The sequence below is a fragment of the Synechococcus sp. CB0101 genome (genome assembly GCF_000179235.2).
Taxonomy (GTDB): Bacteria; Cyanobacteriota; Cyanobacteriia; order PCC-6307; family Cyanobiaceae; genus Vulcanococcus.
The window spans coordinates 2,423,436-2,446,417 of record NZ_CP039373.1; the positions used below are offsets into that span (position 1 = coordinate 2,423,436).

24 protein-coding genes and 1 tRNA gene are annotated in these 22,982 nt (G+C 66.9%); 16 read left to right on the forward strand and 9 right to left on the reverse strand.

The annotated features are described in order from the left end of the window. The first annotated feature begins 12 nt into the window (after window positions 1-12). Window positions 13-1,587, forward strand: coding sequence for an ABC transporter substrate-binding protein (locus CB0101_RS13135; protein WP_010303707.1), 1,575 nt, complete (start codon window positions 13-15; stop codon window positions 1,585-1,587). Further along, window positions 1,584-2,603 (forward strand): ABC transporter permease, encoded by a 1,020-nt coding sequence (locus CB0101_RS13140; protein WP_010303709.1) that lies wholly within the window; start codon window positions 1,584-1,586, stop codon window positions 2,601-2,603. Before CB0101_RS13135 ends, CB0101_RS13140 begins: the two co-directional genes overlap by 4 nt. Here CB0101_RS13140 and CB0101_RS13145 read toward each other — a convergent pair. Beyond that, window positions 2,593-4,122 carry an alpha/beta hydrolase gene (locus CB0101_RS13145; protein ID WP_246833774.1) on the reverse strand — a complete coding sequence of 510 codons (1,530 nt, stop codon included), beginning with the start codon at window positions 4,120-4,122 and terminating at the stop codon, window positions 2,593-2,595. The genes CB0101_RS13140 and CB0101_RS13145 overlap by 11 nt on opposite strands. 35 nt (window positions 4,123-4,157) lie before the next feature. Here CB0101_RS13145 and CB0101_RS13150 point away from each other — a divergent pair, with 35 nt between their 5' ends. Together CB0101_RS13150 and CB0101_RS13155 are read left to right on the forward strand one after the other, a co-directional pair. Next, the gene (locus CB0101_RS13150) at window positions 4,158-5,372 is read left to right on the forward strand and encodes an MFS transporter (RefSeq protein ID WP_010303714.1); all 1,215 of its coding nucleotides are present in this window, start codon (window positions 4,158-4,160) and stop codon (window positions 5,370-5,372) included. Window positions 5,373-5,426: 54 nt separating this feature from the next. After that, the gene (locus CB0101_RS13155; RefSeq protein ID WP_010303717.1) at window positions 5,427-6,326 is read left to right on the forward strand and encodes a cation diffusion facilitator family transporter; all 900 of its coding nucleotides are present in this window, start codon (window positions 5,427-5,429) and stop codon (window positions 6,324-6,326) included. Window positions 6,327-6,338: 12 nt separating this feature from the next. Here the strand turns inward: CB0101_RS13155 and CB0101_RS15500 are convergent, their stop codons facing one another. Then, on the reverse strand, window positions 6,339-6,503 hold the full coding sequence (locus tag CB0101_RS15500; protein ID WP_168187989.1) for a hypothetical protein: 165 nt from the start codon (window positions 6,501-6,503) through the stop codon (window positions 6,339-6,341). A 91-nt stretch (window positions 6,504-6,594) separates the two neighbouring features. Continuing rightward, complete coding sequence (gene ychF, locus CB0101_RS13160; RefSeq protein ID WP_136644168.1) at window positions 6,595-7,686, reverse strand: redox-regulated ATPase YchF; 1,092 nt, start codon at window positions 7,684-7,686, stop codon at window positions 6,595-6,597. 113 nt (window positions 7,687-7,799) lie between these two features. On the opposite strand from ychF, the gene CB0101_RS13165 reads away from it, so the two are divergent. Then, complete coding sequence (locus tag CB0101_RS13165; RefSeq protein WP_010303739.1) at window positions 7,800-8,972, forward strand: efflux RND transporter periplasmic adaptor subunit; 1,173 nt, start codon at window positions 7,800-7,802, stop codon at window positions 8,970-8,972. Here the strand turns inward: CB0101_RS13165 and wecB are convergent, their stop codons facing one another. Next, window positions 8,973-10,091, reverse strand: coding sequence for a non-hydrolyzing UDP-N-acetylglucosamine 2-epimerase (gene wecB / locus CB0101_RS13170; protein ID WP_010303742.1), 1,119 nt, complete (start codon window positions 10,089-10,091; stop codon window positions 8,973-8,975). Between wecB and CB0101_RS13175 the strand changes: the two genes are divergently transcribed. Continuing rightward, a complete protein-coding gene (locus CB0101_RS13175; protein WP_010303744.1) occupies window positions 10,039-11,385 on the forward strand; it encodes a type IV pilus twitching motility protein PilT in 1,347 nt (448 codons plus the stop codon). The two genes, wecB and CB0101_RS13175, sit on opposite strands and share 53 nt — an antisense overlap. Here CB0101_RS13175 and CB0101_RS13180 read toward each other — a convergent pair. Both CB0101_RS13180 and tsaD read right to left on the reverse strand, forming a co-directional pair. After that, window positions 11,382-11,576: a high light inducible protein gene (locus CB0101_RS13180; protein WP_010303746.1), complete on the reverse strand. Its 195-nt coding sequence runs from the start codon at window positions 11,574-11,576 to the stop codon at window positions 11,382-11,384. The two genes, CB0101_RS13175 and CB0101_RS13180, sit on opposite strands and share 4 nt — an antisense overlap. 34 nt (window positions 11,577-11,610) lie before the next feature. Beyond that, window positions 11,611-12,678, reverse strand: a complete 1,068-nt coding sequence (gene tsaD / locus CB0101_RS13185; RefSeq protein ID WP_010303749.1) for a tRNA (adenosine(37)-N6)-threonylcarbamoyltransferase complex transferase subunit TsaD — start codon at window positions 12,676-12,678, stop codon at window positions 11,611-11,613. Window positions 12,679-12,740: 62 nt separating this feature from the next. On the opposite strand from tsaD, the gene CB0101_RS13190 reads away from it, so the two are divergent. Beyond that, a complete protein-coding gene (locus CB0101_RS13190) occupies window positions 12,741-13,220 on the forward strand; it encodes a photosystem I reaction center subunit III (RefSeq protein WP_029552731.1) in 480 nt (159 codons plus the stop codon). A gap of 49 nt (window positions 13,221-13,269) precedes the next feature. Beyond that, window positions 13,270-13,386, forward strand: coding sequence for a photosystem I reaction center subunit IX (gene psaJ, locus CB0101_RS13195; RefSeq protein ID WP_010303754.1), 117 nt, complete (start codon window positions 13,270-13,272; stop codon window positions 13,384-13,386). A gap of 53 nt (window positions 13,387-13,439) precedes the next feature. Here the strand turns inward: psaJ and gmk are convergent, their stop codons facing one another. Then, the gene (gene gmk, locus CB0101_RS13200; protein ID WP_010303756.1) at window positions 13,440-14,009 is read right to left on the reverse strand and encodes a guanylate kinase; all 570 of its coding nucleotides are present in this window, start codon (window positions 14,007-14,009) and stop codon (window positions 13,440-13,442) included. 59 nt (window positions 14,010-14,068) lie between these two features. Here gmk and CB0101_RS13205 point away from each other — a divergent pair, with 59 nt between their 5' ends. Then, the gene (locus CB0101_RS13205) at window positions 14,069-15,799 is read left to right on the forward strand and encodes an NFACT family protein (RefSeq protein WP_010303759.1); all 1,731 of its coding nucleotides are present in this window, start codon (window positions 14,069-14,071) and stop codon (window positions 15,797-15,799) included. Further along, complete coding sequence (tatC, locus tag CB0101_RS13210) at window positions 15,796-16,611, forward strand: twin-arginine translocase subunit TatC (protein WP_010303762.1); 816 nt, start codon at window positions 15,796-15,798, stop codon at window positions 16,609-16,611. The genes CB0101_RS13205 and tatC overlap by 4 nt, the downstream gene beginning before the upstream one ends. Here tatC and CB0101_RS13215 read toward each other — a convergent pair. Next, complete coding sequence (locus CB0101_RS13215) at window positions 16,608-16,967, reverse strand: DUF3067 family protein (protein ID WP_029552732.1); 360 nt, start codon at window positions 16,965-16,967, stop codon at window positions 16,608-16,610. The two genes, tatC and CB0101_RS13215, sit on opposite strands and share 4 nt — an antisense overlap. 99 nt (window positions 16,968-17,066) lie before the next feature. Here CB0101_RS13215 and petC point away from each other — a divergent pair, with 99 nt between their 5' ends. The 6 genes from petC (at window position 17,067) to CB0101_RS13245 (ending at window position 21,336) form a co-directional block, all read left to right on the forward strand. Further along, window positions 17,067-17,615, forward strand: coding sequence for a cytochrome b6-f complex iron-sulfur subunit (gene petC, locus CB0101_RS13220; protein ID WP_010303768.1), 549 nt, complete (start codon window positions 17,067-17,069; stop codon window positions 17,613-17,615). 38 nt (window positions 17,616-17,653) lie between these two features. Beyond that, window positions 17,654-18,586: a cytochrome f gene (petA, locus tag CB0101_RS13225; protein ID WP_029552733.1), complete on the forward strand. Its 933-nt coding sequence runs from the start codon at window positions 17,654-17,656 to the stop codon at window positions 18,584-18,586. After that, window positions 18,586-19,440 carry a prolipoprotein diacylglyceryl transferase gene (gene lgt, locus CB0101_RS13230; protein WP_010303771.1) on the forward strand — a complete coding sequence of 285 codons (855 nt, stop codon included), beginning with the start codon at window positions 18,586-18,588 and terminating at the stop codon, window positions 19,438-19,440. Before petA ends, lgt begins: the two co-directional genes overlap by 1 nt. Then, window positions 19,437-20,198 carry a precorrin-4 C(11)-methyltransferase gene (cobM, locus tag CB0101_RS13235; protein WP_010303773.1) on the forward strand — a complete coding sequence of 254 codons (762 nt, stop codon included), beginning with the start codon at window positions 19,437-19,439 and terminating at the stop codon, window positions 20,196-20,198. Before lgt ends, cobM begins: the two co-directional genes overlap by 4 nt. 61 nt (window positions 20,199-20,259) lie before the next feature. Then, window positions 20,260-20,331 (forward strand) — tRNA-Val (locus CB0101_RS13240). 189 nt (window positions 20,332-20,520) lie between these two features. Beyond that, the gene (locus CB0101_RS13245) at window positions 20,521-21,336 is read left to right on the forward strand and encodes a helix-turn-helix domain-containing protein (protein ID WP_010303775.1); all 816 of its coding nucleotides are present in this window, start codon (window positions 20,521-20,523) and stop codon (window positions 21,334-21,336) included. On the opposite strand, the gene CB0101_RS13250 is transcribed toward CB0101_RS13245, so the two are convergent. Further along, entirely contained in the window at window positions 21,317-22,924 is a 1,608-nt protein-coding gene (locus CB0101_RS13250; RefSeq protein WP_010303776.1) for a Ppx/GppA phosphatase family protein, read from the reverse strand. The genes CB0101_RS13245 and CB0101_RS13250 overlap by 20 nt on opposite strands. Window positions 22,925-22,982 lie beyond the last annotated feature (58 nt).

Genomic DNA, 22,982 nt, shown 5'->3' on the forward strand with positions numbered 1-22,982 from the left:
TTGCCCGCAGCCTTGACCAGCCGCCTCCTGTTCCGCACGGCCCTGGCGACGCTCCTGCCGGCCGTCGCTTTGCTGGCCGGTTGCCAGCACCCTCACCCCCCCGGGCAGTTGGTGGTGGCCAGCAAAAGCACGCTGGCCTCCGTTGACCCGATTGACATCACCGGCACCGCAGGCCTGCAGCTGCTCAGCGCCATTGGTGATCCCCTCTACGCCACAGACGCAGGCGGCGAGCTGCAGCCCCGCCTGGCCGCTGCACCACCCCAGATCAGCCCGGATGGGCGCATCGCCCGGATTCCGCTGCGGCGCGATGTGCTGTTCCACGACGGCAGCCGCTTCGATGCCGCCGCGATGGTGTTCAGCCTCGAGCGCTTCCGCAGCCTCGCGAAGATGGGCTACCTGCTCGATGACCGCATCAGCGGCGTGCGGGCCAGTGGCCCCTACGAACTGGAGCTGCAGCTGAAGCGGCCCTACAGCGCGCTGCCGGCGCTGCTCAGCTCGATCAGCCTCACGCCGCTCTCCCCCAAGGCCTACCAGCAACACCGCAACCGTTCCCTGGCGGATCGCTTTGTGGGCACGGGCCCCTACCGGCTGGTGAGCAGCACCCCCCAGAAACAAACCCTGCTCCCCTTCGCGCGCTACTGGGGGCCGGCGCCGAGTAACAGCGGCATCCACCTGGTGACCCTCAGCAACTCCACCGCGCTGTTCGGAGCGCTGGTGAGCGGCGAGGTGGATGTGCTGATGTCGAGCGGCATGGAGAGCGACCAGCAGCGGGCCCTGGCACAACGGGCGCGGCAGGGCCGGTTGGTGGAGGGCATTGGCCCTGCTGGGGAAATCGGTTACCTCACGCTGCTGAGCGATCGTCCGCCCTTCGATCAGCTGCCCTTGCGCCAGGCGGTGGCCCACAGCCTCGATCGTGAGCTGATCAGCGAACGGGTGAGCTACGGCATCCGCGCGCCGCTGCGCTCCCTGGTGCCACCGCCCCTGGCGGGCTCAACACCCCCGGCCTGGCCGACCTACCACCCGGGGCGGGCGCGTGAGCTCTATCAACAGGCCGGCTATTGCCGAGGCCGGCGCTTCACCCTGCCGCTCACCTTCCGCTCGAACGTGCCGGCCGACAAGCTGTTTGCCCTCACCTGGAAAGCCCAGCTGGAGCGCGACCTGGGCGATTGCGTGCAGCTGGAGGTCACGGGGGTGGAATCCACCACGGCTTACCGCCAGGTGGCCGATGGCGCCTTCCCGATGATCTTTTTCGACTGGAGCGCCGACTTCCCCGATCCCGACATCTACCTGGCCCCGATGTTGGCCTGCAACAAGGCCAAGGGCGCGCAGTGCCTGGAGGGCAACGCCGCCGCGGCCGGCAGCTTCTGGAGTGCCCCTGGCCTGCAGGCCAACCTGGAGGCCAGCGAGCGCCTCTCCGGCGCGGCGCGGCTTCCCCTGCTGCTCGAGCTGCAGCAGCGCGCCGCGGCGGGGGCCGCCTACATCCCGGTGTGGCAGGTGGCGCCGCGGGCCTGGGCTCAACCAAGCCTGCAGCGCCCCGTGTTTGATGGCAGCGGTCGCCTGGTGCTGCAGGCCCTGAGTGTTCGATGAGTCGCCGCCGTCACCTGCTGCGTTATCTGGCCAGCCGCCTGGCGCTGGTGCCGCTGATGCTGTGGCTGATCGCCAGCCTGGTGTTCCTGCTATTGCGAGTAGCACCGGGGGATCCGATCGATGCCCTGCTGGGCATGCGCGCCCCACCGGAAGCGCGGGCAGCGCTGCGGGCGCAACTGGGGCTGGATCAGCCGCTACCCGTGCAGTACGGCCGCTACCTGATGGATCTGCTGCACGGCCAGCTGGGCGACTCCCTCACCAACAACGAACCCGTCACCGCCGTGATCGGCCATAGCCTTCCCGCGAGCCTGGAGCTGGGCGTGGTGGCCCTGCTGATCGCGGCGCTGGTGGGGCTGGCGGTGGGCTTCAGCGGTGTCGCCAGGCCAGAGGGCAAAACCGATCTGGCGGGCCGGCTCTACGGCATCGGCACCTATGCCCTGCCGCCCTTCTGGGCGGCGATGGTGATGCAGTTGGTTTTTGCCGTATGGCTGGGCTGGCTACCGGTGGGGGGCCGCTTCCCCGCCACCCTGGTGCCGCCCAGTGGCACTGGTTTCTATCTGCTCGACAGCCTGCTAGCGGGCAGCAGCCAGCAGTTCTGGGGGGCCATGCGCCATCTGGTGCTGCCAGCCTCCACCCTGGGTCTGCTGCTCAGCGGCGTGTTTGCCAACGCCCTGCGGCTCAACCTGCGCCGCGCCCTCGATTCCGACTACGTGGAGGCCGCCCGCAGCCGCGGTCTGAGCGAACGGCGGGTGGTGCTGCGCCATGCCCTGCCGAATGCCCTGCTGCCGGTGCTCACAATCACGGGCATCACGGTGGCATCGCTGATCGGCGGAGCCCTGTTGATTGAGGTCACCTACTCCTGGCCCGGCGTGGCCTTCCGGCTGCAGGAGGCCATCGGCCAGCGGGATTACCCGGTGGTGCAGGGGATTGTGGTGGTGGTGGCGGCCCTGGTGGTGGCCGTGAGCGTGCTGGTGGACCTGCTGGTGGCCCTGCTGGATCCGCGCGTCAGTTTCTGAGGGCGTTGCTCCAGGTTTCGGCCTGGCGGCGATTGAGCACGTAAGCGGTCACGCCCCCCAACTGCCGCCGCTGCGGCGGCACACCCTTGGGCAGGGCATCGAGGAAATCGGCGGTGAGCCCCAGGGTGAGCACCTGCACCCGCAGGGGCTCCACCCCCACAAACTCCTCACCCAGCTGGAACAGGGCCTGCTCCTGGCGATCAATACGCACGGGCGAAAAGTGGCTACCGCCCTCGAGCAACACCAGCCGGCTCTGGTGATCTCGATCGCGCAGGAACAGCTGCAGCTGCTCTCCCAAAGGAGGCGTGATCAGATCCAGGCTGCCGCCCACCAGCAGCACCGGTGCGGGCAAGGCGCGCAAACCGCGATGGGGCCAGAGCAAGCTGCCGAAGCCATTGAGGCTCACCACCGCCTGCAACGGCTGGGCCAGGGGCTGAGGAGCCGGCAAGCGCACATCCAGCAGCTGGCATTGCAGCAGGCGCGAAAGGTTGGTGAGCGGAATGCCATCGAGGGCCCGGTCACAGCGGCGCGCCAGGCCCGCTTCCGGGCGGAGGCCAGCCGCCAGCAGGCTGCTGAGCCCTCCGAGCGAATGGCCCATCAACACCACCTGATCCCCCAGCCGCGGCAGGGAGCCCTGCTCCACCGCGCGCACCACCGCCTGCAAATCGAGCACCCGATCACTGAGGGTTTCTGCCCCCGGCGGAGGGCGCCGTCCCTCCAGCAACTCCCGCACCGCGCGCTCATCGCTGCCGGGGTGATCCAGCAGCAGCACGGGCCACCCGCGTTGCTGCAGCCCAGCGGCGAGCCATTCCAACTGAGCAGCGCTACCGCCGAGACCCGGGCTCAGCAGCACCCAGCTGCGGCGCGAGCCGGGCCAAATCTGCAGCTCCAGGGCCTGGCGGCGATGGGGCACCTTGAGCTGCAGCCGCTGCCGCTGCGGCGGAGCGGCTGCGCCGGTCTCGCTGCTGAGAGAGAACCAGGTCTGCGACACCTGCCGCAGGCGCAGCTGCTGCAGGGCCTTCAGCCCTTCGCTCTGCGCCTCAATCTGTCGGCGCCACTGGTCCGCCAGTTGGAGGCCCCCATCGAGATGCAGCACCAGGCTCCGGCTGGGTACCGCCCGTAGCAGCTCGATCGTGGTGACCTGCGGCTGCCGCGCCAGCAATTCCTGCAGGGTTTGAAACAGCAGTGGCCCGGCGCTGCCGCCCTGCTCGGTGCTGATCAGCTGATCGAGTTCTTCCAGCACCCTTTGGCCGGCCCAGCTGGCCAGAAACTGCTGGGCAAAGGAGCGGTCTTGCACCAGCGGTGCCCGCAGCACGCGCCGCAGCTGCTCACGGCCGCGAGGATCGAGCAGATCGAGCCAGGCGCGCAGATCCCCGTCGACCGCATCCGGTGCATCGCTCCACGCTTCCAGCGCCACCAGATCGATCGGCAGACGCAAGCCATCGAGCCGCACCTCAAGCTCTTCGGCGGCCCGGGCAGGGCTCAGCCACAGCAGGCCAGCCAGCAGACTGCGCAGCACCGCACGCAACGGTCGACGGGTTGGCACAAGCACAGATGCTGTCAGCGGGCCGGCAGTGGTGGAACCAGTTTCCCGCGTCGCTGCGGGAGCTCGCCATGGTGCGGCTGGTGGCGAGCTTCGGCGCAGGCGGGGTGCTGTATCTCACCCCGATGGTGTTTCACCAGGCGGATTTCACCGCCTCACAGGTGGGCAGTGGCCTGGCGGTCGCGGCCCTGGCGGGCACCTTCGGGCGCTTCGCCAGCGGCTGGTTGCTCGATTTGGGGCTGAGCTGCGGCCTGCCGGTGCTGCTGGCCGGGCTCTGCGGCTTCCTGGGCGATGTGCTGCTGATGGGTGCCCAGCAGCAGCAGGGCTATGTGGCCGGCCAGGTGCTGTTGGGCCTGGCGGGAGGGCTCTACTGGCCCGCCGTGGAACTGGCGGTGCCGCTCTGCTCAACGCCGATGTCCTCAGCGCGCGGCTACGCCCTGTCACGCACCGCTGATGCGGGTGGTGTGGCCAGCGGCACGCTCGCTGGAGCGCTGCTGGCTCAGCTGGGCCACCTGCGGGGTGTGTATCTCGTGGACATGAGCGCGATCGTGGCCCTAACGGCCCTGCTGCTCTGGCGCCCGCTGCCGCGGGCCCTGCAGGCCGGACGGTCCGGGGTGCCCACCATTCCCCTGGGCCAGTGGTTACCGGCCCTACTGCCGATGCTGCTGCTCTCGGTGGTGGCCACGGCGATCCCCGCGTTGATGCAAAGCGCCGTGCCCCTGGATCTGGTGCGGGGCGGGCTGGAGCGCGACGCCCAACCGGAAGCCATCAGCGCCCTACTGATTGGCATCCCCCTGGCCGTGCTGCTGCTCATTCAGTGGCCAGTGGGCCAGGCCATGGCGCGCCGATCGGTGGCGGTGGGCCTCGGTTTCAGCATGGTTTGCTTCAGCGGCGGCACAGCCCTGCTGGCGCTCTCAGCCCTCACCGACCACGGCATCGCGCTCGTGGTGCTGGCCCTGATGGTGCTGGCCTTGGGGCAGGCGGCCTTTCTGCCCACCTCCACAGAAGCGGTGGTGGAACTGAGCCCTGCCGGCCATGGCGGCCTAGCGATGGCGCTGTTCTCCCAATGCTTTGCCCTCAGCGCCTTCGGAGCGCCGCTGCTGGCGGGCCTGTTGCTGGATGGGCAAGGGCATGGGCTGGTGCTCTGGTTGCTGGTAGCGCTGGTGTGTGCGCTGTGCCTATTACTGATTGGCCCGATCCGCCGACGCGCCCACGTGAAAGCCTGAACACAGGCCGATCCGCAGCACTGCCCCCACAATCAGGGCAATGGACTTGCCGTGATGGCTCCGCACGAACCGGGTCGCCGCCACCCGCAGCAACACATCGGCCGGGCCGGCCTGGCCTCAGCCTTTCGCTGGAGCATCCTGCTGAACACGGCGCTGTCGGTGGCGCAGATCGTGATCGGCATCGGCTTCGGCTCACTGGCCCTGATCGGTGACGCGATTCACAACCTGGGCGATGTGGCAGGCCTGGCCCTTGGATGGGGCGCTGAGCGGCTCAGCACGCGTCCGCCCAGCGAACGGTTCACCTACGGATTTGGCCGTAGCACCCAGCTGGCCGCCCTGATCAATGGCGTACTGGTGGCCATGGCCTCGGCGGTGGTGGTGGTGGAAGCCATCCAGCGCTTGCACAGCCCGGAGCCGCTGGTGAGTGGGCCCGTGGCCTGGGCTGCAGCCGCTGGCATCGTCGTGAACCTCGGCTCAGCGCAACTGTTCGGCCATGGGGGCGATAACCACGGCCACTCCCATGACCTCAATCGCCGCGCGGCGGTGATCCACTTAGTGAGCGATGCGCTGGTGTCGCTGGCGGTGCTGCTCAGCGCGCTGCTGGTGGGGATCACCGGCTGGCACTGGCTCGATCCGCTCACCGCCATCGGCGTTGGCGTGGCGGTGGGTTACACGGGCGTGGTGCTGATCCGCGATGCACTCGTGGTGCTCTTCGATGGCATCCCAGCCCACATCAAGCCGGATCAGGTGCGCGCCACGCTGCTGGGCCTACCAGGAGTGGTGGATGTGCACCACGTGCACATCTGGAGCCTCAGCACCACGCAAGTGGCGCTCACCGCCCACGTGTGCCGCCGCGACAGCGGCATCGACGATCTCGATCTGCTGCATCAAGCCAAAGACGCCCTCGCCGCCATTGGCGTGGAGCACAGCACCCTGCAGCTGGAACCGGGCTAACGCCTGCGCGTCTCAGCCCTTGCTCACCTTGGCCGTCCAGGCCTCGTGGGGCAGGGGTTCGGTGCCGTACTCCCAATCGTCGTAATCGGGATCATTGCGGATCTGCTGGTGCACCTGCTTCTGCGCCTCGAAATCGTGCTGCTGGGCGCCGTCGGCGGCCTGTTGCTGCTCCGTCATGGGGCTAAACACGCTGAGGCCATTGTGGGGCAAACAGGCACGGAGAGCGCATCAGAGCCGCGATGGATGCCCAACAACGACGCAACCCTGCTCACACGTTGAACAGAAACTCCATCACGTCCCCTTCTTCCACCACATACTCCTTGCCTTCCGCCCGCAGCCAGCCTTTGTTGCGCGCTTCCGCCAATGAACCGGCTTCCAGCAGCTGCTTGTAGCCGATGGTCTGGGCGCGGATGAAGCCGCGCTCGAAATCGGTGTGGATCACGCCGGCGGCCTGGGGAGCAGTCATGCCGGCCTTGATCGTCCAGGCGCGGGTTTCCTTTTCACCGGTGGTGAAGTAGGTGCGCAGGCCGAGCAGCGTGTAGGTGGCGCGGATCAGGCTCTGCAGGCCGCCTTCCTCCACTCCGAGACCAGCCAGGAATTCAGCGCGATCTTCCTCGGGGAGCTCGATCAGCTCGGCTTCCACCTGGGCGCTAATGCGCACGGTGCCAGCGCCTTCCTTCTCGGCCAGCGCAGCCACTTCCTCGCAGTAGGCGTTGCCAGAGGCCAGATCGTCTTCGCTCACATTGGTGGCATAAATGATCGGCTTGGCGGTGAGCAGCCCCAGGGGCTTCACCATCGCCGCCTCTTCCTCGTTGAGCTCCACGCTGCGGGCTGCGCCGCCCTGCTCCAGCACCGCCTGGATGCGCTCGAGCGCCGCATCCTCCACCTGGGCCTCCTTGCTGGTGCGCACCTGCTTCTTGAGGCGTTCGCGCCGCTTTTCCACTTGGCTGAGATCCGCCAGGCCCAGCTCAAGGTTGATCACCTCGGCGTCGCGGGCCGGGCCCACGGTGCCCGACACGTGGATCACGTCGTCGTTCTCGAAACAACGCACCACATGCACGATGGCGTCGACCTCGCGGATGTTGGCCAAAAACTTGTTGCCCAGGCCCTCGCCCTGGCTGGCGCCCTTCACCAGGCCGGCAATATCCACAAACTCCACCCGCGTGGGGATCAGCTCCTTGCTCTTGCTCAGATCCGAGAGCTGCTGCAACCGCGGATCCGGCACCGACACCACACCCGAGTTGGGCTCGATGGTGCAGAAGGGGTAGTTGGCTGCCTCCGCTTGGGCGTTGGCCACCAGGGCGTTGAACAGGGTCGACTTGCCCACATTGGGCAGTCCCACGATTCCGGCTTTAAGCATCGGAGGAATCTACGGACTGCCCCCTGGAGCACTCATCGGGGATCCAACCCACAGCCAAGGGGTGCGACCAGGAAGACTGGAGCCAGCGCAGGCGCCCGACCATTCCCTCCTCCATGCTCGAGTCACCCCCCAAGCGCGAGGTCGGGAAGCCGCTCCCAGCCGCCCTGCAGCGCAGCCAGCGTTGGTTGCAACGCAAACGCCTCTGGGCCGGCCTTCTGGCCGGTGCCCTCGTGATCGGGGGCGGCGGCGCCCTGATCAGCCAGCGCCGCAGCAGCAGCCAGCAGCGCAGCCTCGACAGCTTCACCGTGGTGGCACGGGAAGGAACCCTGCCCGGGGTGATCACGGCCAGCGGCGAACTGGAGGCCTTCCGCAAGGTGAACGTGAGCCCCAAGCGCCAGGGGGTGCTCAACAAGCTGTTTGTAGAAGAGGGCGACAGCGTGCGGGCCGGGCAAGCGCTCGCGCTCATGGATGGTGGCGATCTGGAAGATCGCCTCGATGAACTGCGTGCTCAACTGCGATCGGCCCAGGCCCAGCTGAGCCGCAGCCAAAGCGAACTCCAGCGCCGCGAAGCACTGATCCGCCAGGGCGGCATCAGCGTGGACGACTACAACAGCGCCAAATCCACCTATTCCGTGGACAAAGCGGCGGTGGAGGCAGCCCGCCAGCGCCTGGACGCTCGCCTCAAAGAAGGCTCCGATCTCACCGTGCGAGCACCCTTCGCTGGTGTGGTGACGGCCCGCTTCGCCGATCCCGGCGCCTTCGTGACGCCGACCACCTCCGCCTCGGCATCGGCCGGCGCCAGTAGCTCCTCGATCGTGGAGCTGGCCCAGGGCCTTGAGGCCGTGGCGAAAGTTCCCGAGAGCGATATCGGCCGCATTGCGGTGGGCCAGAGCGCTTCCGTGCGGGTCGACGCCTTCCCCGATCGCCGCTTCCCGGCGCGGGTGCGTCAGATCGCCCCACGCGCCGAGAAGCTCAACAACGTCACCTCCTTCGAGGTCAAGCTGCAACTGATCGATCCGCCGCCGGAGCTACGCATCGGCATGACCGCCGACATCGACTTCAACACCGGCACCCTGGCGGCCCGCACCGTGATCCCCACCGTGGCGGTGGTGACCGAGCAGGGCAAACCGGGGGTGCTGCTGGTGGGGCCCGGGAATCAGCCCACCTTCCAGGCGGTGTCGCTCGGTACCAGCAGCGGCAAAGACACTCAGATCCTCGAAGGCCTCAAACCCGGCACCCGGGTGTTCATCGACCTACCGCCCTGGGCCAAAAAGAAGCGGGAGTGATCAGCGGGCCTGATTCAGGAAGCGGCGGCTCACCTCCAAGATCCGCTCACTGGCCTTGCCATCACCGAAGGGGTTGTGGGCGCGGGCCATGGCCTCGTAGGCGCCTGAATCCTCCAGCAAGAGCGAGGCTTCACGCAGGATGTCGGCGCTGGCGGTGCCGATCAACTTCGCGGTGCCGGCATCCACCGCTTCGGGGCGCTCGGTGGTGCGGCGCAGCACCAGCACGGGTTTACCGAGTGCCGGCGCCTCCTCCTGCAGACCACCCGAATCGCTGAGCAGCAGCGTGCAGCCCCGCATCGCCGCCACCAGTTGGTCGTAATCGAGGGGTTCGGTGAGGAAGGCGCGCGGATGATCGCCCAACAGCGCCTGCAGCGGTTCCCGCACAGTGGGGTTGCGGTGCAGCGGCAGCAGCAGGGCCGTATCCGGGAAGCGCTCGAGCACCTGCAGGAAGCCCTGGCCGATCTCCTGCAGCCGCTCACCCCAGTTTTCGCGGCGGTGCACCGTGGCCAGGATCACCCGCTGCTTGTTGAAATCCAGGCCCGGCAACGCATACGGCGGCGCCTTTTCAGCCATCAACAGCAGCGCATCAATCACGGTGTTGCCGGTGATGCACACCTCACCCACAACGCCCGAGGCTCGGCAGTTGGCCGCCGACACCTCCGTGGGTGCGAAATGCAGCTGCGCCAACTGCGAGATCAGCCGCCTATTCGCTTCCTCTGGATAGGGATCCATGATGTTGTCGGTGCGCAGGCCCGCCTCCACATGGCCCACAGGCACCTGGGCGTAAAAGGCCGCCAGGGCCGAGGCAAAGGCCGTGGTGGTGTCGCCCTGCACCAGCACCAGATCCGGCTTGTGCTGTTCAAACTCCGCCTGCAGCCCCTGCAGAGCACCGCAGGTGATGTGGGTGAGGGTCTGCTTGGGGGCCATTAAGGCCAGGTCGTGATCGGCCTGGAGGCCGAACAGCTCCATCACCTGCGCCACCATTTCCCGGTGCTGGCCGGTGAGCACCACCTGGGTGCGGAAATCAGGGGCGGCCTGAAAGGCCTGGATCACCGGCGCCAGCTTGATGGCCTCCGGGCGCGTGCCCAGCACGATGGAAACGTTGTGGAGGGTGCTCACGCGCGAGGCCGGCAGTCAGCCGGATCCTAAAGATGGCGGGCCAATTCCCTGGGCAACGGGCGCAATCACCGCGAAGCTGGAACCAGCGACCACTGCCGTGGTGAGTGCCAGCTCTCCGTTTCCACCCAGCCTGTTTCCACCGCTGACGGGAAGCCAGCCAGCCGCTGCACCTGCTGCCGCGCCGCCAGCCTCACCATCTGCACCTGCTGAGCCCGGCGCCCTCAATGGCCCCCAGCCCGGAAGCCTGGAGGGGATCGTGAAGATCGCCGATGCCAACGGCTTCTCCGATGTGCACTTGGGTGTGGGGGAAGAACCCCGCTACCGGGCCCGCGGCGAGATGATTCGCACGGGCTGGCCGATCACCGATACCGCCACCTTCCACGGTTGGTTGCGGGAGATGCTCAGCCCCGCCCAGATCGATGGCTTCGGGCACGACAAGGAATTCGATGGCTCCCACGCGTTTCCGTTCGTGCGGGTGCGGATCAACCTCATGGATTCACTGCGCGGCCCGGCGATGGTGTTGCGCCTGATTCCGCAGCAGATCGCCACCCTCGAACAGCTCAACCTGCCGCCGGTGCTGCAGGAGCTGGCCTCCAGGCCCAAGGGGCTGGTGCTGATCACAGGGCCCACCGGCTCAGGCAAGAGCACCACCCTCGCCGCGATGATCGATTGGATCAATCGCAACCGCAGCTGCCACATCCTCACGATTGAGGACCCGGTGGAGTTCGTGCACGAGAGCCGGCAATCGCTGATCCGCCACCGGGAGGTGGGCCAGCACACCCGCCAGTTCCACAACGCCCTGCGGGCCGCCCTGCGGGAAGACCCCGACGTGATCCTGATCGGTGAGATCCGCGATGGCGAAACCCTGGCCACCGCGATTGAGGCTTCCCAGACCGGTCACCTGGTGTTCGGCACCCTGCACACCAACTCAGCGGTGAAAACCGTGGAAAGGGTGCTGGGGATGGTGCCGCCGAGCGAGCAGGAGAGCATCCGCCGGGCCGTGTCGGAGAGCCTGCTGGGGGTGATCGCCCAGGGCCTGCTGAAAACAACCGACGGCAAACGCGCCGCCTTTCACGACATCCTGATCAACACCGACGCCTGCAAGGACTACATCCAGCGCGGCGAGCTGGCGGAGATCGAGGAAATCATGGCCCGCAGCAGCTTTGACGGCATGCAAACCGCCAATCAGGCCCTGCAGACCCTGGTGGAACAAGGCCGCGTCAACGCGGACGATGCCCTGGCCCAAAGCCTGAAACCCAACGAACTGGCTCAGGCGTTGCGGGGCAAGACCTAGGCCTTGCCGGCCAGCCGAGCAATCAACAGCACGCTCAGACCAACCGACAAACCGAGCATGGCCATGCGGCCATTCCAGATCTCAGCCTGGGGGGTGAAGCCGCGCTTCCACTGGTTGAGCTCCTCAGGAGCTGCTTCCACCACGTTGGAAGCCAGCTCGGAGGGCTCGGGTGCCGGTTGAGCCGTGGCCATGGCTGTTCCGATGAGTCTCAAGAGCCTAGGGGCCTCAGAAGGCTGGCTGCGGTTCGTAGAGAACAGGGGCCTCTTCCAGGGCCAGCCGCGGAGCCACCGCCAGCTCGATCGAGCTTTGCGACCCGGCCTGGAAGCGCTGCTCAGCCGCCACCGCGATCATCGCGGCGTTGTCGGTGCAGTAGGCCAGCGGCGCCAAGCGCCATTGAATTCCCAGCTCCGCGCAGCGCTGCTCCAGGCGCTGGCGCAACCGGCGGTTGGCCGCCACGCCACCCACCAGCACCAGGGTGCTGAGGCCCTGATCGCGCGCACAGCGGGTGGTGCGTTCCACCAGCACATCGGCCACCACCTGCTCAAAACTGGCCGCCACATCCGCCAGGGGGAAGGGCTGCCCGCCCTGGGCCTCCTCCTGCTTGAGCTGATTCACCAGCCGGAGCACAGCCGTCTTCAGGCCGCTAAAGCTGAAGTCGTAGGGATGGAAGCCACCACCGGGCAGCGACACCCGCCCTTTGGGCAAAGCAAAGCGGCGCGGGTCACCCTCGGCCGCCGCCGCCTGGATCGCCGGGCCGCCTGGATAGCCAAGATCCAACAGGCGGGCCACCTTGTCGAAGGCCTCGCCGGCGGCGTCATCACGGCTGCGGGCCAGGCGCTCGTACCGCCCTGGACCATCCACACGGATCATTTCGGTGTGACCGCCGCTCACCAGCAGCACCAGGTAGGGGCCCGGCGGCAGCGGCTCTCCGAGCTGCACCGAGCAGAGATGGCCCTCCAGGTGATGCACGGCCACAAACGGCTTGTTGTGCAGCCGCGCCAGGCTGCGCCCCGTGAGCGAACCCACCAGCAGGGCACCCACCAGCCCAGGGGCGGCTGTGGCAGCGATCGCATCCAGCTCGCTGAAGGCCACACCGCTCTGCGCCATCACCTGCTCGATCAGGGCTGGCAACGCCTCCACATGGCGTCGCGAGGCGATCTCTGGCACCACGCCACCCCAGCGCGCATGCTCCTCCACTTGCGACGCCACAGCGCTCGCCAGCACACGCTGATCACGCACCACAGCCGCCGCTGACTCGTCACAACTTGTTTCGAGGGCCAGCAGGGTTGGCATCAGCTTTCGAGGCCGCTCTTAGTGTCCGCAAGTGACATCCTGCCGTGCAGCAGCTGGACCCGATGCGCCGCCTCTTTGCTGTTCTGATTTCTGCCCTGCTGATCTTCGGCTTCGCCCCTGTGGCTAAAGCCGATGTGGCCGGGCTGACCCCCTGCGCTGAGAGCGCTCGCTTCCAGCAGCGTGCTGCTGCCGCCACCACCGACCAGGCCAAGGCTCGCTTCGCGATGTACAGCCAGGCCTCCTGCGGTGCTGATGGCCTGCCCCACCTGATCGTGGATGGCCGCCTCAGCCACGCCGGTGACTTCATCATTCCTGGCATCGCCTTCCTCTACATCGCTGGTTGCATCGGCTGGGCCGGTCGCAACTACCTGATGGCGATCCGCGGCGACAAGGATGCCGCCATGAAGGAAATCCAGATCGACCTCTCGCTGGCCTTCAAGAGCACCCTGGCTGCTGCCACCTGGCCGATCGCTGCCTTCGGCGCTCTCACCAGCGGCAAGCTCACCGAGGCCGACGACAAGATCACCGTCTCCCCTCGCTGATCAGGCCGCGGCCTGAACCGATTTTTCCTCGTCCATTCACTCTCCAGCGATGAAGAAGTTCCTCACCACTGCTCCGGTGTTTGCCGCCATCTGGTTCACCGTGACCGCCGGCATCCTGATCGAGTTCAACCGTTTCTATCCCGACCTGCTCTTCCACCCGATGTGAGCAGCTCCGGCTGAATTCCCTGAAGCGGCTCCAACGAGCCGCTTTTTTTGCGCTCAGCGCAGTCCCATCAACTCCTCGAGCTCAGCCAAGGCGCGATCGAGATCGTCATTGACGAGCACTGCATCAAATTCCGCCTCGGCTGCCAGCTCCACGCGGGCGCGCTCTAAGCGACGGCTGATCGCTTCCTCGCTATCGGTACCGCGGCCGCGGATGCGGCGCTCCAGCTCGTCAAACGAGGGCGGCTTGATGAAGATCTGAAAGCCGCTCGGGAAGCTCTGGCGCACCTGGCGGGCTCCCTCCAGCTCGATTTCCAGCAACACCGGGCGCCCGGCCGCCAATTGCTGCTCCACCGGCTCCCGAGGGGTGCCATAGCAATTGCCCGCGAACTCGGCCCACTCCAGCAAGCCCGCCTGGGCCACCTTGGCCTCGAAACCGGGGCGATCCAGGAAGAAATAGTGCTGCCCCTCCTGCTCCCCGCTGCGAGGCGCACGGGTTGTAGCCGAGACCGACAGCCAGATCTGGGGGTGACGCTGCAGTAGGGCCGCCACCAAGGTGCCCTTACCCACCCCGCTCGGGCCGGTGATCAGAAACAGCCGGCCGGCAGCGGAGGGCTCAGCAGCCATGAACGATCGAGCGCGGCCCTGCAGAGTAGGTGTGCCGCCGCAGCTGTTTCGCCTCGCCCATGGCTCCTGCCGCGCTCCAGGCCATGGACCTCACCAGCCTGCGGGCGGTGCTGAGCGAACTGCAGCCCCTGCTGGTGCCGAGCCGCTTCGAGAAGGCGCAACAGGCCGATGCCCAAACCCTGCAGCTGGGATTTCGCACCCTGCGGCAGCGCCTCTGGCTGGAGTTGAGCTGGCTGGCGGAGGCACCGCGCCTGCTGGCCATTGCCCCGCCGCCGCGCCAGGGTGATGGCAGCACCCTCGCCCAGCAGCTGCAGCACGGCCTCGGGGGCTTGGCGCTGGTGAGCCTGGAGCAGCCTGGCTGGGAGCGGGTGGTGGAGCTGGGCTTTGCGGCGCGGCCCGGCGACAGCCTGCAGCGCTGGCTGGTGCTGGAGCTGATGGGCCGCCACAGCAATCTGTTTCTGCTCGACGAGCAGCGCCGCGTGGTGGCAGCCGCCCGTCAGGTGCGCCAACAGCAGTCGCGGCTGCGGCCGATCGGCACCGGCGACCTCTACAGCCCACCGCCGCCGCTGCAGGGACAGCCCCCGGATCCCAACGAACCGTTTGAACGCTGGAAGGCGCAGCTCACCCTGCTGCCGCTGCCGCTGCTGAAAGCGCTGCAGAGCGCGTATCAAGGCATCAGCCCGGCCCTGGCTCTGCAGCTGGCCGGCGATACCCCAGAGGGCCAGGCTTGGCTCAGCCAACCGGTGCAGAGCCTCAGCGCCCAGCAATGGCAGGCGCTGTGGGAGCACTGGCAAAGCTGGCTGCAGGCGATGGAGCAGCAGCGCTTTGGCTTCACCCCGGGCCAATGCTGCGCCTACCGCTGCTGGCAGGCACCAGCCCCAGCTGGCAGCGCAGCCCCTGAACCGCTGGCCATCAACCAAGCCCTGGCCAGCTATCACCAGCAGCGCCTGGGCAGCCGGCAGGTGCAGCAGCGGCAACATCAGCTGCGGCAACGGCTGGAGCAACTGCTGCAGCGCGAACGCTCCCAGATGGAGCACCAGCAGCAGCTGCTCGATCAGGTGGAGAACAGCGACCAGCTGCAACAGCAGGCCGATGCGCTGCTGTGCCTGCCCCAGCCCAGCCGTGACCAGGTGGCAGAAGCCCAGAAGCTCTACAAACGGGCACGCAAGCTGCGGCGCTCCGTGGCCGCCATCACCCCGCGGCTGGAGCAACACCGCCAGCGGATCGAACAACTCGAAACCAGCCTCACCTTCCTGGAGCAGGGGCCGGAGCACAGCCACACCGCTGCGCTGGAGCATCTGCACACCCTGGAGGAGGAATGCACCCACCTGCAGGACCCCGGGCGCCCCAACCGCAGCCAACGCCGCCAGCAGACCAGCGCTGCCCCCAACCCGCTGGAGCTCACCAGCCCCAGCGGTCTGCGTCTGCAGGTGGGCCGCAACCACCGCCAGAACGAATGGATCAGCCTGCGGCAGGCCCGCCGCGGTGATCTCTGGTTCCACGCCCAGGAGTGCCCAGGCAGCCATGTGGTGCTGAAGGGATCAGAAGGTGTGCCGGGAGACGCAGACCTCCAGGCCGCAGCCGATCTGGCCGCGCACTTCAGTCGGGCGCGCGGCAACAGCCGTGTGGCGGTGGTGCTGGTGCCCTGCGACGACCTCCAGCGCATTGCCGGCGCTGTGCCCGGCACCGTGCGCCATCGGGGCGGCGAGGTGCTGTGGGCCGATCCCGGCCGTGCGGCAGCGCTGCTCACAGCGGCGCCCCCTAGCCTCGGAGTGGAGCCAGAGCCATGAGCGAGCCCGACACTGTGCTGCCCCCGCCGGCACCGATCCGCATCAGCGGCATCGGCGAGCAGGCTGCTGCCGCGGGCCCAGAGGCGATCCACCCGGACGATCAGTTTCCGGCCGAGGTGGAGATGACGCTGGTGGATCACCTCGAGGAACTGCGCCGTCGCATCCTGCGCAGCCTTTTGGCGGTGCTGATCGGAGCTGGTGGCTGCCTGCTACTGGTGAAACCGCTGGTGCGGCTGCTGGAGGTACCCGCCAAGGGCATTCATTTCCTACAGCTGGCGCCAGGTGAATTCCTGTTTGTCTCCATCAAGGTGGCCGGCTACGCCGGCTTGATCCTGGCGCTGCCCTACGTGCTCTACGAGGGGCTGGCCTTTGTGCTGCCGGGGCTGACGCGGCGAGAACAACGGCTGGTGGCACCGGCCGTGGGTGGTTCGGCTGTGCTGTTCATGGCCGGCCTGGCCTTTGCCTGGTGGGCGCTGGTGCCCGCCGCGCTCAACTTCCTGGTGAGCTACGGCGCCGATGTGGTGGAGCCGCTGTGGTCGATCGAGCGCTATCTCGATTTCGTGTTGCTGCTGATGGTGGCCACGGCCCTGGCCTTCCAGTTGCCAGTGCTGCAGATGCTGCTGGCGGCGCTCGGCCTTGTGCGCGCCCAGACGATGCTGGCGGCCTGGCGCTTCGTGGTGGTGGGATCGGCTCTGGCCGGGGCTGTGCTCACCCCATCCACTGATCCGGTCACGATGCTGCTGCTCAGCGGCGCCATCACCGCGCTCTATCTGATTGGCGTGGGCCTCGCCCGCATCGTGCAGCGCAGCTAGAGCAGAAATTCGCTGGAGCGCCCCTCGGGCAGATCAAGGGCGAGGTTCATCGCCTTGCCCAACCTTGGTTTGTCAGTGGTGGTGAGCAGCCAGCTGCGCACCTGCTGCGCCACCCCCAGCCCGTTGAGATTCACCACCAACTCCTCGAGCTGAGCGAGGTATTGCTCGGGTGTCATCGGAAACGATTGCTGCTCGAGATAACCCCACATCACCTGGAGATAGAGGCGGCCGCGGCGCACGATCAGCTGCAGGTCATAGGAGGCCTGCCAGCGCTGGCGCAGGATCTCGAGCACCTCAGCGCTGCTGAGCGGAGCGTCGGCGGGCAGGGTCACGGAAGCAAGGGCGCGCAACAGCATGTTGCAGGCTGCCGCCGCAAGCCCGTTTTGGCCAACGGTGGCCGGAGGGGCAACGTCCATAATGGGCGCCACGTTGCAGTGGCCACCACGCCGCCCCGTATGACCCAGATCCCAGCAAGCGCCTCGAGTGGTGACGTGCCCGGAATGGGTCGTCGCCAATTCATGAACCTGCTGACCTTCGGGTCGGTCACGGGCGTGGCCCTGGGTGCCCTCTACCCGGTGGTGAACTACTTCATCCCCCCCAAGGCTGCTGGTTCCGGCGGCGGCACCGCAGCCAAGGACGAGCTCGGCAATGCCGTCACCGCCAGTGGCTGGCTGAGCAACCACCGCGAAGGTGATCGCAACCTGGTGCAGGGCCTCAAGGGCGATCCCACCTATCTGATCGTTGAGGGCAGCGACGCGATCGGCAGCTACGGCATCAACGCGATCTGCACCCACCTCGGCTGTGTGGTGCCCTGGAACGCGGCGGCCAACAAGTTCATGTGCCCCTGCCACGGCTCCCAGTACGACGCCACCGGCAAGGTGGTGCGCGGCCCCGCCCCCCTCTCCCTGGCCCTGGCCCACGTGTCGGTTGAGAACGACAACGTGTTCCTGAGCCAGTGGACCGAAACCGATTTCCGCACCGGCGAGAAGCCCTGGTGGGTCTGATCTCCTCCCCAGTCGTTTTCCCCTCGCCACTCCGCACCATGCGTCGTTCCTTTTCCCTGCTGCTGAGCTCGCTGCTGGCTCTCGGCGCTCTGCTCGTAGCTCCCCAGGCCAGCTGGGCTTACCCGTTCTGGGCACAGCAGAACTACGACTACCCCCGCGAAGCCACCGGCAAGCTGGCTTGCGCCAACTGCCACCTCGCCAAGAAGCCCACCCAAGTGGAACTGCCCCAGGCGGTGTTCCCTGATGAGGTGTTCAAGGTGGAAGTGGATATCCCTTACGACACCAAGGTGCAGCAGGTGGCTGGCGATGGCAGCCCCACCGGCCTGAACGTTGGTGCCGTGGTGATGCTTCCCGATGGCTTCACCCTGGCCCCGGCTGATCGCCTCACCGACGAGCTCAAGGAAGAGACCGCCGGCGTTTACGTGACCACTTGGAACGACGACAACCCCAACATCCTGCTGGTGGGCCCTCTGCCCGGCGATGACCACCAGAAGATCGTCTTCCCGATTCTTTCGCCTGATCCCGCCACCGACAGCAACATTCACTTCGGTAAATACCAGCTGCACGTGGGCGGCAACCGTGGCCGCGGCCAGGTGTATCCCACCGGTGAAAAGAGCAACAACAGCGTCTTCACCGCTTCAGCCGCTGGCACGGTTCAGGCCATCAACGCCGGTGATAACGGAGCCACCGATGTGGTGATCCAAACCGCTGATGGCAACAGCGTGACCGACACCATTCCCGCAGGTCCCACCCTCACCGCCGCCGTGGGCGATGTGGTGGCCGCCGGTGCAGCCCTCACCAACGATCCCAACGTGGGTGGTTTCGGTCAGCTCGACGCTGAAGTGGTGCTGCAGAACCCCAACCGCATCTACGGTCTGCTGGCCTTCTTCGCCGCCGTGGCTCTGGCCCAGATCATGCTGGTGCTGAAGAAGAAGCAGGTAGAAAAGGTTCAGGCCGCCGAAGGCATCTGATGCCCCTCGCTTTGTTCACCTCACCAGGGCCCTTGCTGTTTCAGCTGGGGCCCTTTTCTCTGCGTTGGTACGGCCTGCTGATCGCGGTTGCCGTGTTGCTGGGCCTGTTGCTCGCCACACGCCTGGGCAAACAGCGCGGCATCGATCCCGCCCTGATCGCCGACCTGCTGCCGATCCTGGTGCTGGCGGCCGTGATCGGCGCCCGCCTCTATTACGTGACCTTTGAGTGGCGGCAGTACCAGCTGAATTGGCTGGATGCTTTCGCCATCTGGCGGGGGGGCATCGCCATTCATGGCGCCCTGATCGGCGGCACGCTCGCCGTGATCCTCTACAGCCGTTGGCGGCGGATTGCCTTCTGGAACCTGCTCGATGTGCTGCTGCCCTCGGTTGCTCTGGGCCAGGCCATCGGCCGCTGGGGCAACTTCTTCAACTCAGAAGCCTTTGGACTCCCCACGGATCTGCCCTGGAAGCTCACGATTCCCTACGCCAATCGGCCCGTGGAATTTCTCGATCAGAGCACCTTCCACCCCACCTTCCTCTACGAATCCCTCTGGAATCTCGGCGTTCTGGCCCTGCTGCTGGTGCTGTTTGAACGGGGTGTGCGGGGGAAAATCCAGTTGCCGATGGGGGCGATCAGCTGCTTCTACCTGGTGGCTTACAGCGCCGGGCGCTTCTGGATTGAAGGCCTGCGCATCGATCCCCTCTGCCTGATGGGCACCCCGCCCGACTGCGATGGAGGCCTGCGCATGGCCCAGCTGGTGAGCTTGCTGCTGATCGGCCTTGGGGCCCTGGGCCTTTACTGGCTGTATGGCCGGCGCCAACCCCTGCCGGACCCCAGCGGAGTGCAGGCATGAGTGGCAAGGTCTGGATCGTGGGGGCAGGTCCCGGAGCACCGGATCTGCTCACGCTCCGTGCTGCGCGGGCGATCGAGCAGGCAGAGGTGCTGATCTGGACCGACTCACTGGTGAACCCCCAACTGGCGGCGATGGCGCCGGAGGGCTGCGAGCGGGTGCGCACCAGCACCCTCACGCTGGAAGAGGTGATGGCGGTGATGCTTGAGCGCACCGCCGCCGGCAAACGGGTGGTGCGCCTGCATGACGGCGACACGTGTTTGTACAGCGCCCTGCATGAACAGCTCTGCCGGCTGCTGGATGCCGATGTGGAGGTTGAGGTAGTGCCGGGGTTGAGCGCCTACCAAGCCACCGCCGCAGCCCTGCAGGCGGAACTCACCATTCCTGGCTTGGTGCAAACCATCGTGCTGAGCCGCGCTGGTGGGCGAACCGGCGTGCCTGAACGAGAACAACTGCAGCAGCTCGCTGCGCTGCAAGCCTCTCTTTGTCTGTATCTGAGCGCCCGCCATGTGGAGGAGGTGCAGGCGGAGCTGCTGCTGCACTATCCAGCCAACACCCCGGTCGCCATTGGCTATCGGGTGAGCTGGCCGGATCAATGGCTCCAGGTGGTGCCGCTAGCGGAGATGGCGCGGGCCAGCCAGGAACGCGAGCTGATTCGCACCACCTTGTATGTGGTGAGCCCAGCCCTCGCTGCTCCCGGAGCAGCCCGCTCTCGGCTCTACTCAGCCAGCCATCACCACCTGTTCCGCGGAGGCGCCTGAGCCAGCTGAAACCAGGCAGGCCATGTTCTAAAGTCTCAAAGCGCGAGCGAGCAGCGCACGCGGGCGATTAGCACAGTGGTAGCGCACTTCCTTCACACGGAAGGGGTCACTGGTTCGAATCCAGTATCGCCCATCTAAATCATCAAGGTTGACGAATCAACCTTGATCGATGTTCAACTGATCTCAGCAACAACCACGGTTTTCAGCAACCGCGTGGTTGATCACTGTTTTCACGGCACAATGACGGCAACGACCCAGCCGACTCACCGTGAACGCCAGTGAGGCCAACCCTTCGAACGCTGGGCAACACGAAGCAGCGGCGATGAGTAGCGACTCCAGCGATCCCTTGATCGCGTTGGGCCAGAGCCTGCGCAGCGCCCGTGAGCAACGCGGCCTCAGCAGCACCGCCCTGGCCGAACAGCTGCATATGGGCGAGGAACAACTCAACGCCCTGGAATCTGGAGACCCGCAGCGCCTGCCGGAACTGGTGTTTGTGATCGCCCAGGCGCGTCGAGTAGCCGCGGCCCTGGGGATCGATGCATCCCCCCTGGTGGAGCCGCTCAAGCAGCTACGCAGCACCATCAAACCGGTGCCCGCCCCCCTCAGCAGCGCCGAACCTCCCGGCCGCCAGCGCCCCCGCGCCCGGCTCAGCCCCCAGAGCTACACCACTCAGCCGCGCCCCCGTGGCAACGGTGGCGGCACGATCGCCCTGCGCTGGCTGGGGAGCCTGGCCCTGCTGGCCGGGATTGGTGCCGCTGGCGTGTGGGGATGGCAGCAGCTGCCGCAACGGGGGGTTCGCGGCTCGGCTCCACAACCAGCCAAGCCCTCCAAGCCCGCCCAGCCCGTTGCCCCGCCGGTTGCGGCCAAGCCCAAACCCAAGCCTGCACCTGCACCGATCCCCACCGAACTCACCCTCAGCGCCGCCCAGCCCAGCTGGCTCACCGTGCGCACCGCCAAGGGGAAAGTGTTGTTTGAAGGCACATTCCAAGGCAAGCGCCAGTTCCCCCTCGACGGTGGGCTCGAAGTGTTGGCAGGCCGCCCTGATCTCGTGACGGTGATCCAAGGCGACGGCCCCGGCAAACCCCTGGGCCCCATCGATCAGATCCGCTGGATGAGCTTCAACGCTCCTCCACGCTGAGGCGAACCCCCACTGCTTCCTCCACGGCCGCCTGGCACGCCGCCAGACTCCAGCGCTCAAGGCTGAGATCCTGACCAGCATGCATCGGTTCCAGCCGGATCGAGCAGTGGTGATCGCCATCGCGCCGTAGCTGCAGGCCGGCCAACACGGGCTCAGGCCGGCGATCAAGCGCCACCGCCAGACGGAGCAACAGGGCCATGGCGGCCACGGTGCGGCGCTGGTCGCGGCCCTCGATCAGCTGCCATGACTCGTGCCGTTTCTTGGGCAACGAGCGGCGGTGATAGCGGGCGATGGCCGCCACCATCAGGTGCTCACTATCGGAGTAGCCGAGCAGCTCCCCGTGGCGAATCAAATACCAGCTGTGCTTGTGATAGGCCCCGGTGTTGATGTGCTGGCCGCAGCTATGGAGCATGGCGGCGGCCCAGAGCAGCTGGCGGCCGCTGCCGTCGTCGCTGTGCAGCAGCCCCTGGCTCTGGCTGTAAAGACTCTGGGCGTAGGCCGCCACCCGCTCAGCCCGTGGCACATCCACCTTGTAGCGCTGAGCCAGATGCAACACCGTGCGCTGGCGGATGCTGCTCTGGAAGGCGAAGCGATCCACGATCAGATCGTTGCGCAGCATCCAATCCACGATCAGCCCCTCCCGCAGGGCCCGCTCACAGATCACCAGCTCGGCAGCGCCAAGCATCTCCATGGCGGTCTGCAGGATCAGCGCCCCGGGCACGATGATCTCGGCGCGGCGTTCATTCAGAGCCGGCAACGCACGGCGTTGGGCAGGGGTGAGCCCGAGCAAACGCTCCACCAGTTGATCGAGCCGTTGCCGGCTCACCCGATACCCCTGCATTCGTAGAGGCGGCCTCGGATCGTCGGCTGCCGCCAGGGCCGCAATCGCCATGGCCGTGCCGCTGGTGGCGACCATCACGGGCCGCTCACCCGCCTGCAACTGCTGACGCACCTGCAGCACCGCCGGCTCCAGGGATCCCTGGATGAACGCCCGTAGAAACTCCACCCGTTTGGCGGGCAGCGGTTCCTCCCGCACGAAATCACGCTGCAGCCGCACTGCACCCACGCGGGTACTGGTGAGCACGCGGGCATCACGGCCATCGGCCAACACCAGCTCGGTGGATCCACCGCCGATATCGAGGATCAGATGCGGCTGATCTCCGAAGGCCATGCCAGACAGCACGCCCAGATAGATCAAGCGAGCCTCTTCCGGGCCACTCACCAGATCCACCTCCAGGCCGAGTTGCTCCTGGATCGATTGCAGAAAATCACGGCCGTTGGGGGCCTCGCGCACCGCGCTGGTGGCGGCGGTGACCACATCACCGGGATCCACCCCATGGCTTGCGGCCAGTTCGCGGCAGTGGCGCAAGGTCGTGAACGCCCGTTCAATCGCGTCCGGCGAGAGATCACCGGTTTCGGGGTCGCGCTCCCCAAGCCGCGTGGTGGATTTCTCCGTGAGGATCACCGAAAAGGTGCGCAGCTCCGTATCCACCGCAGCAACCAGCAGGTGGATCGAATTGGTGCCGATATCAATCCCCGCTACGGGGCGGATGGAGCTCCCGATGGAGCGGCTGGGTGCCTCGCTCACGCGGCCATCGCCTCTCGCGCTGCGCCACTTTCGCACTGCTGCTCACCCAGGCGGCAGA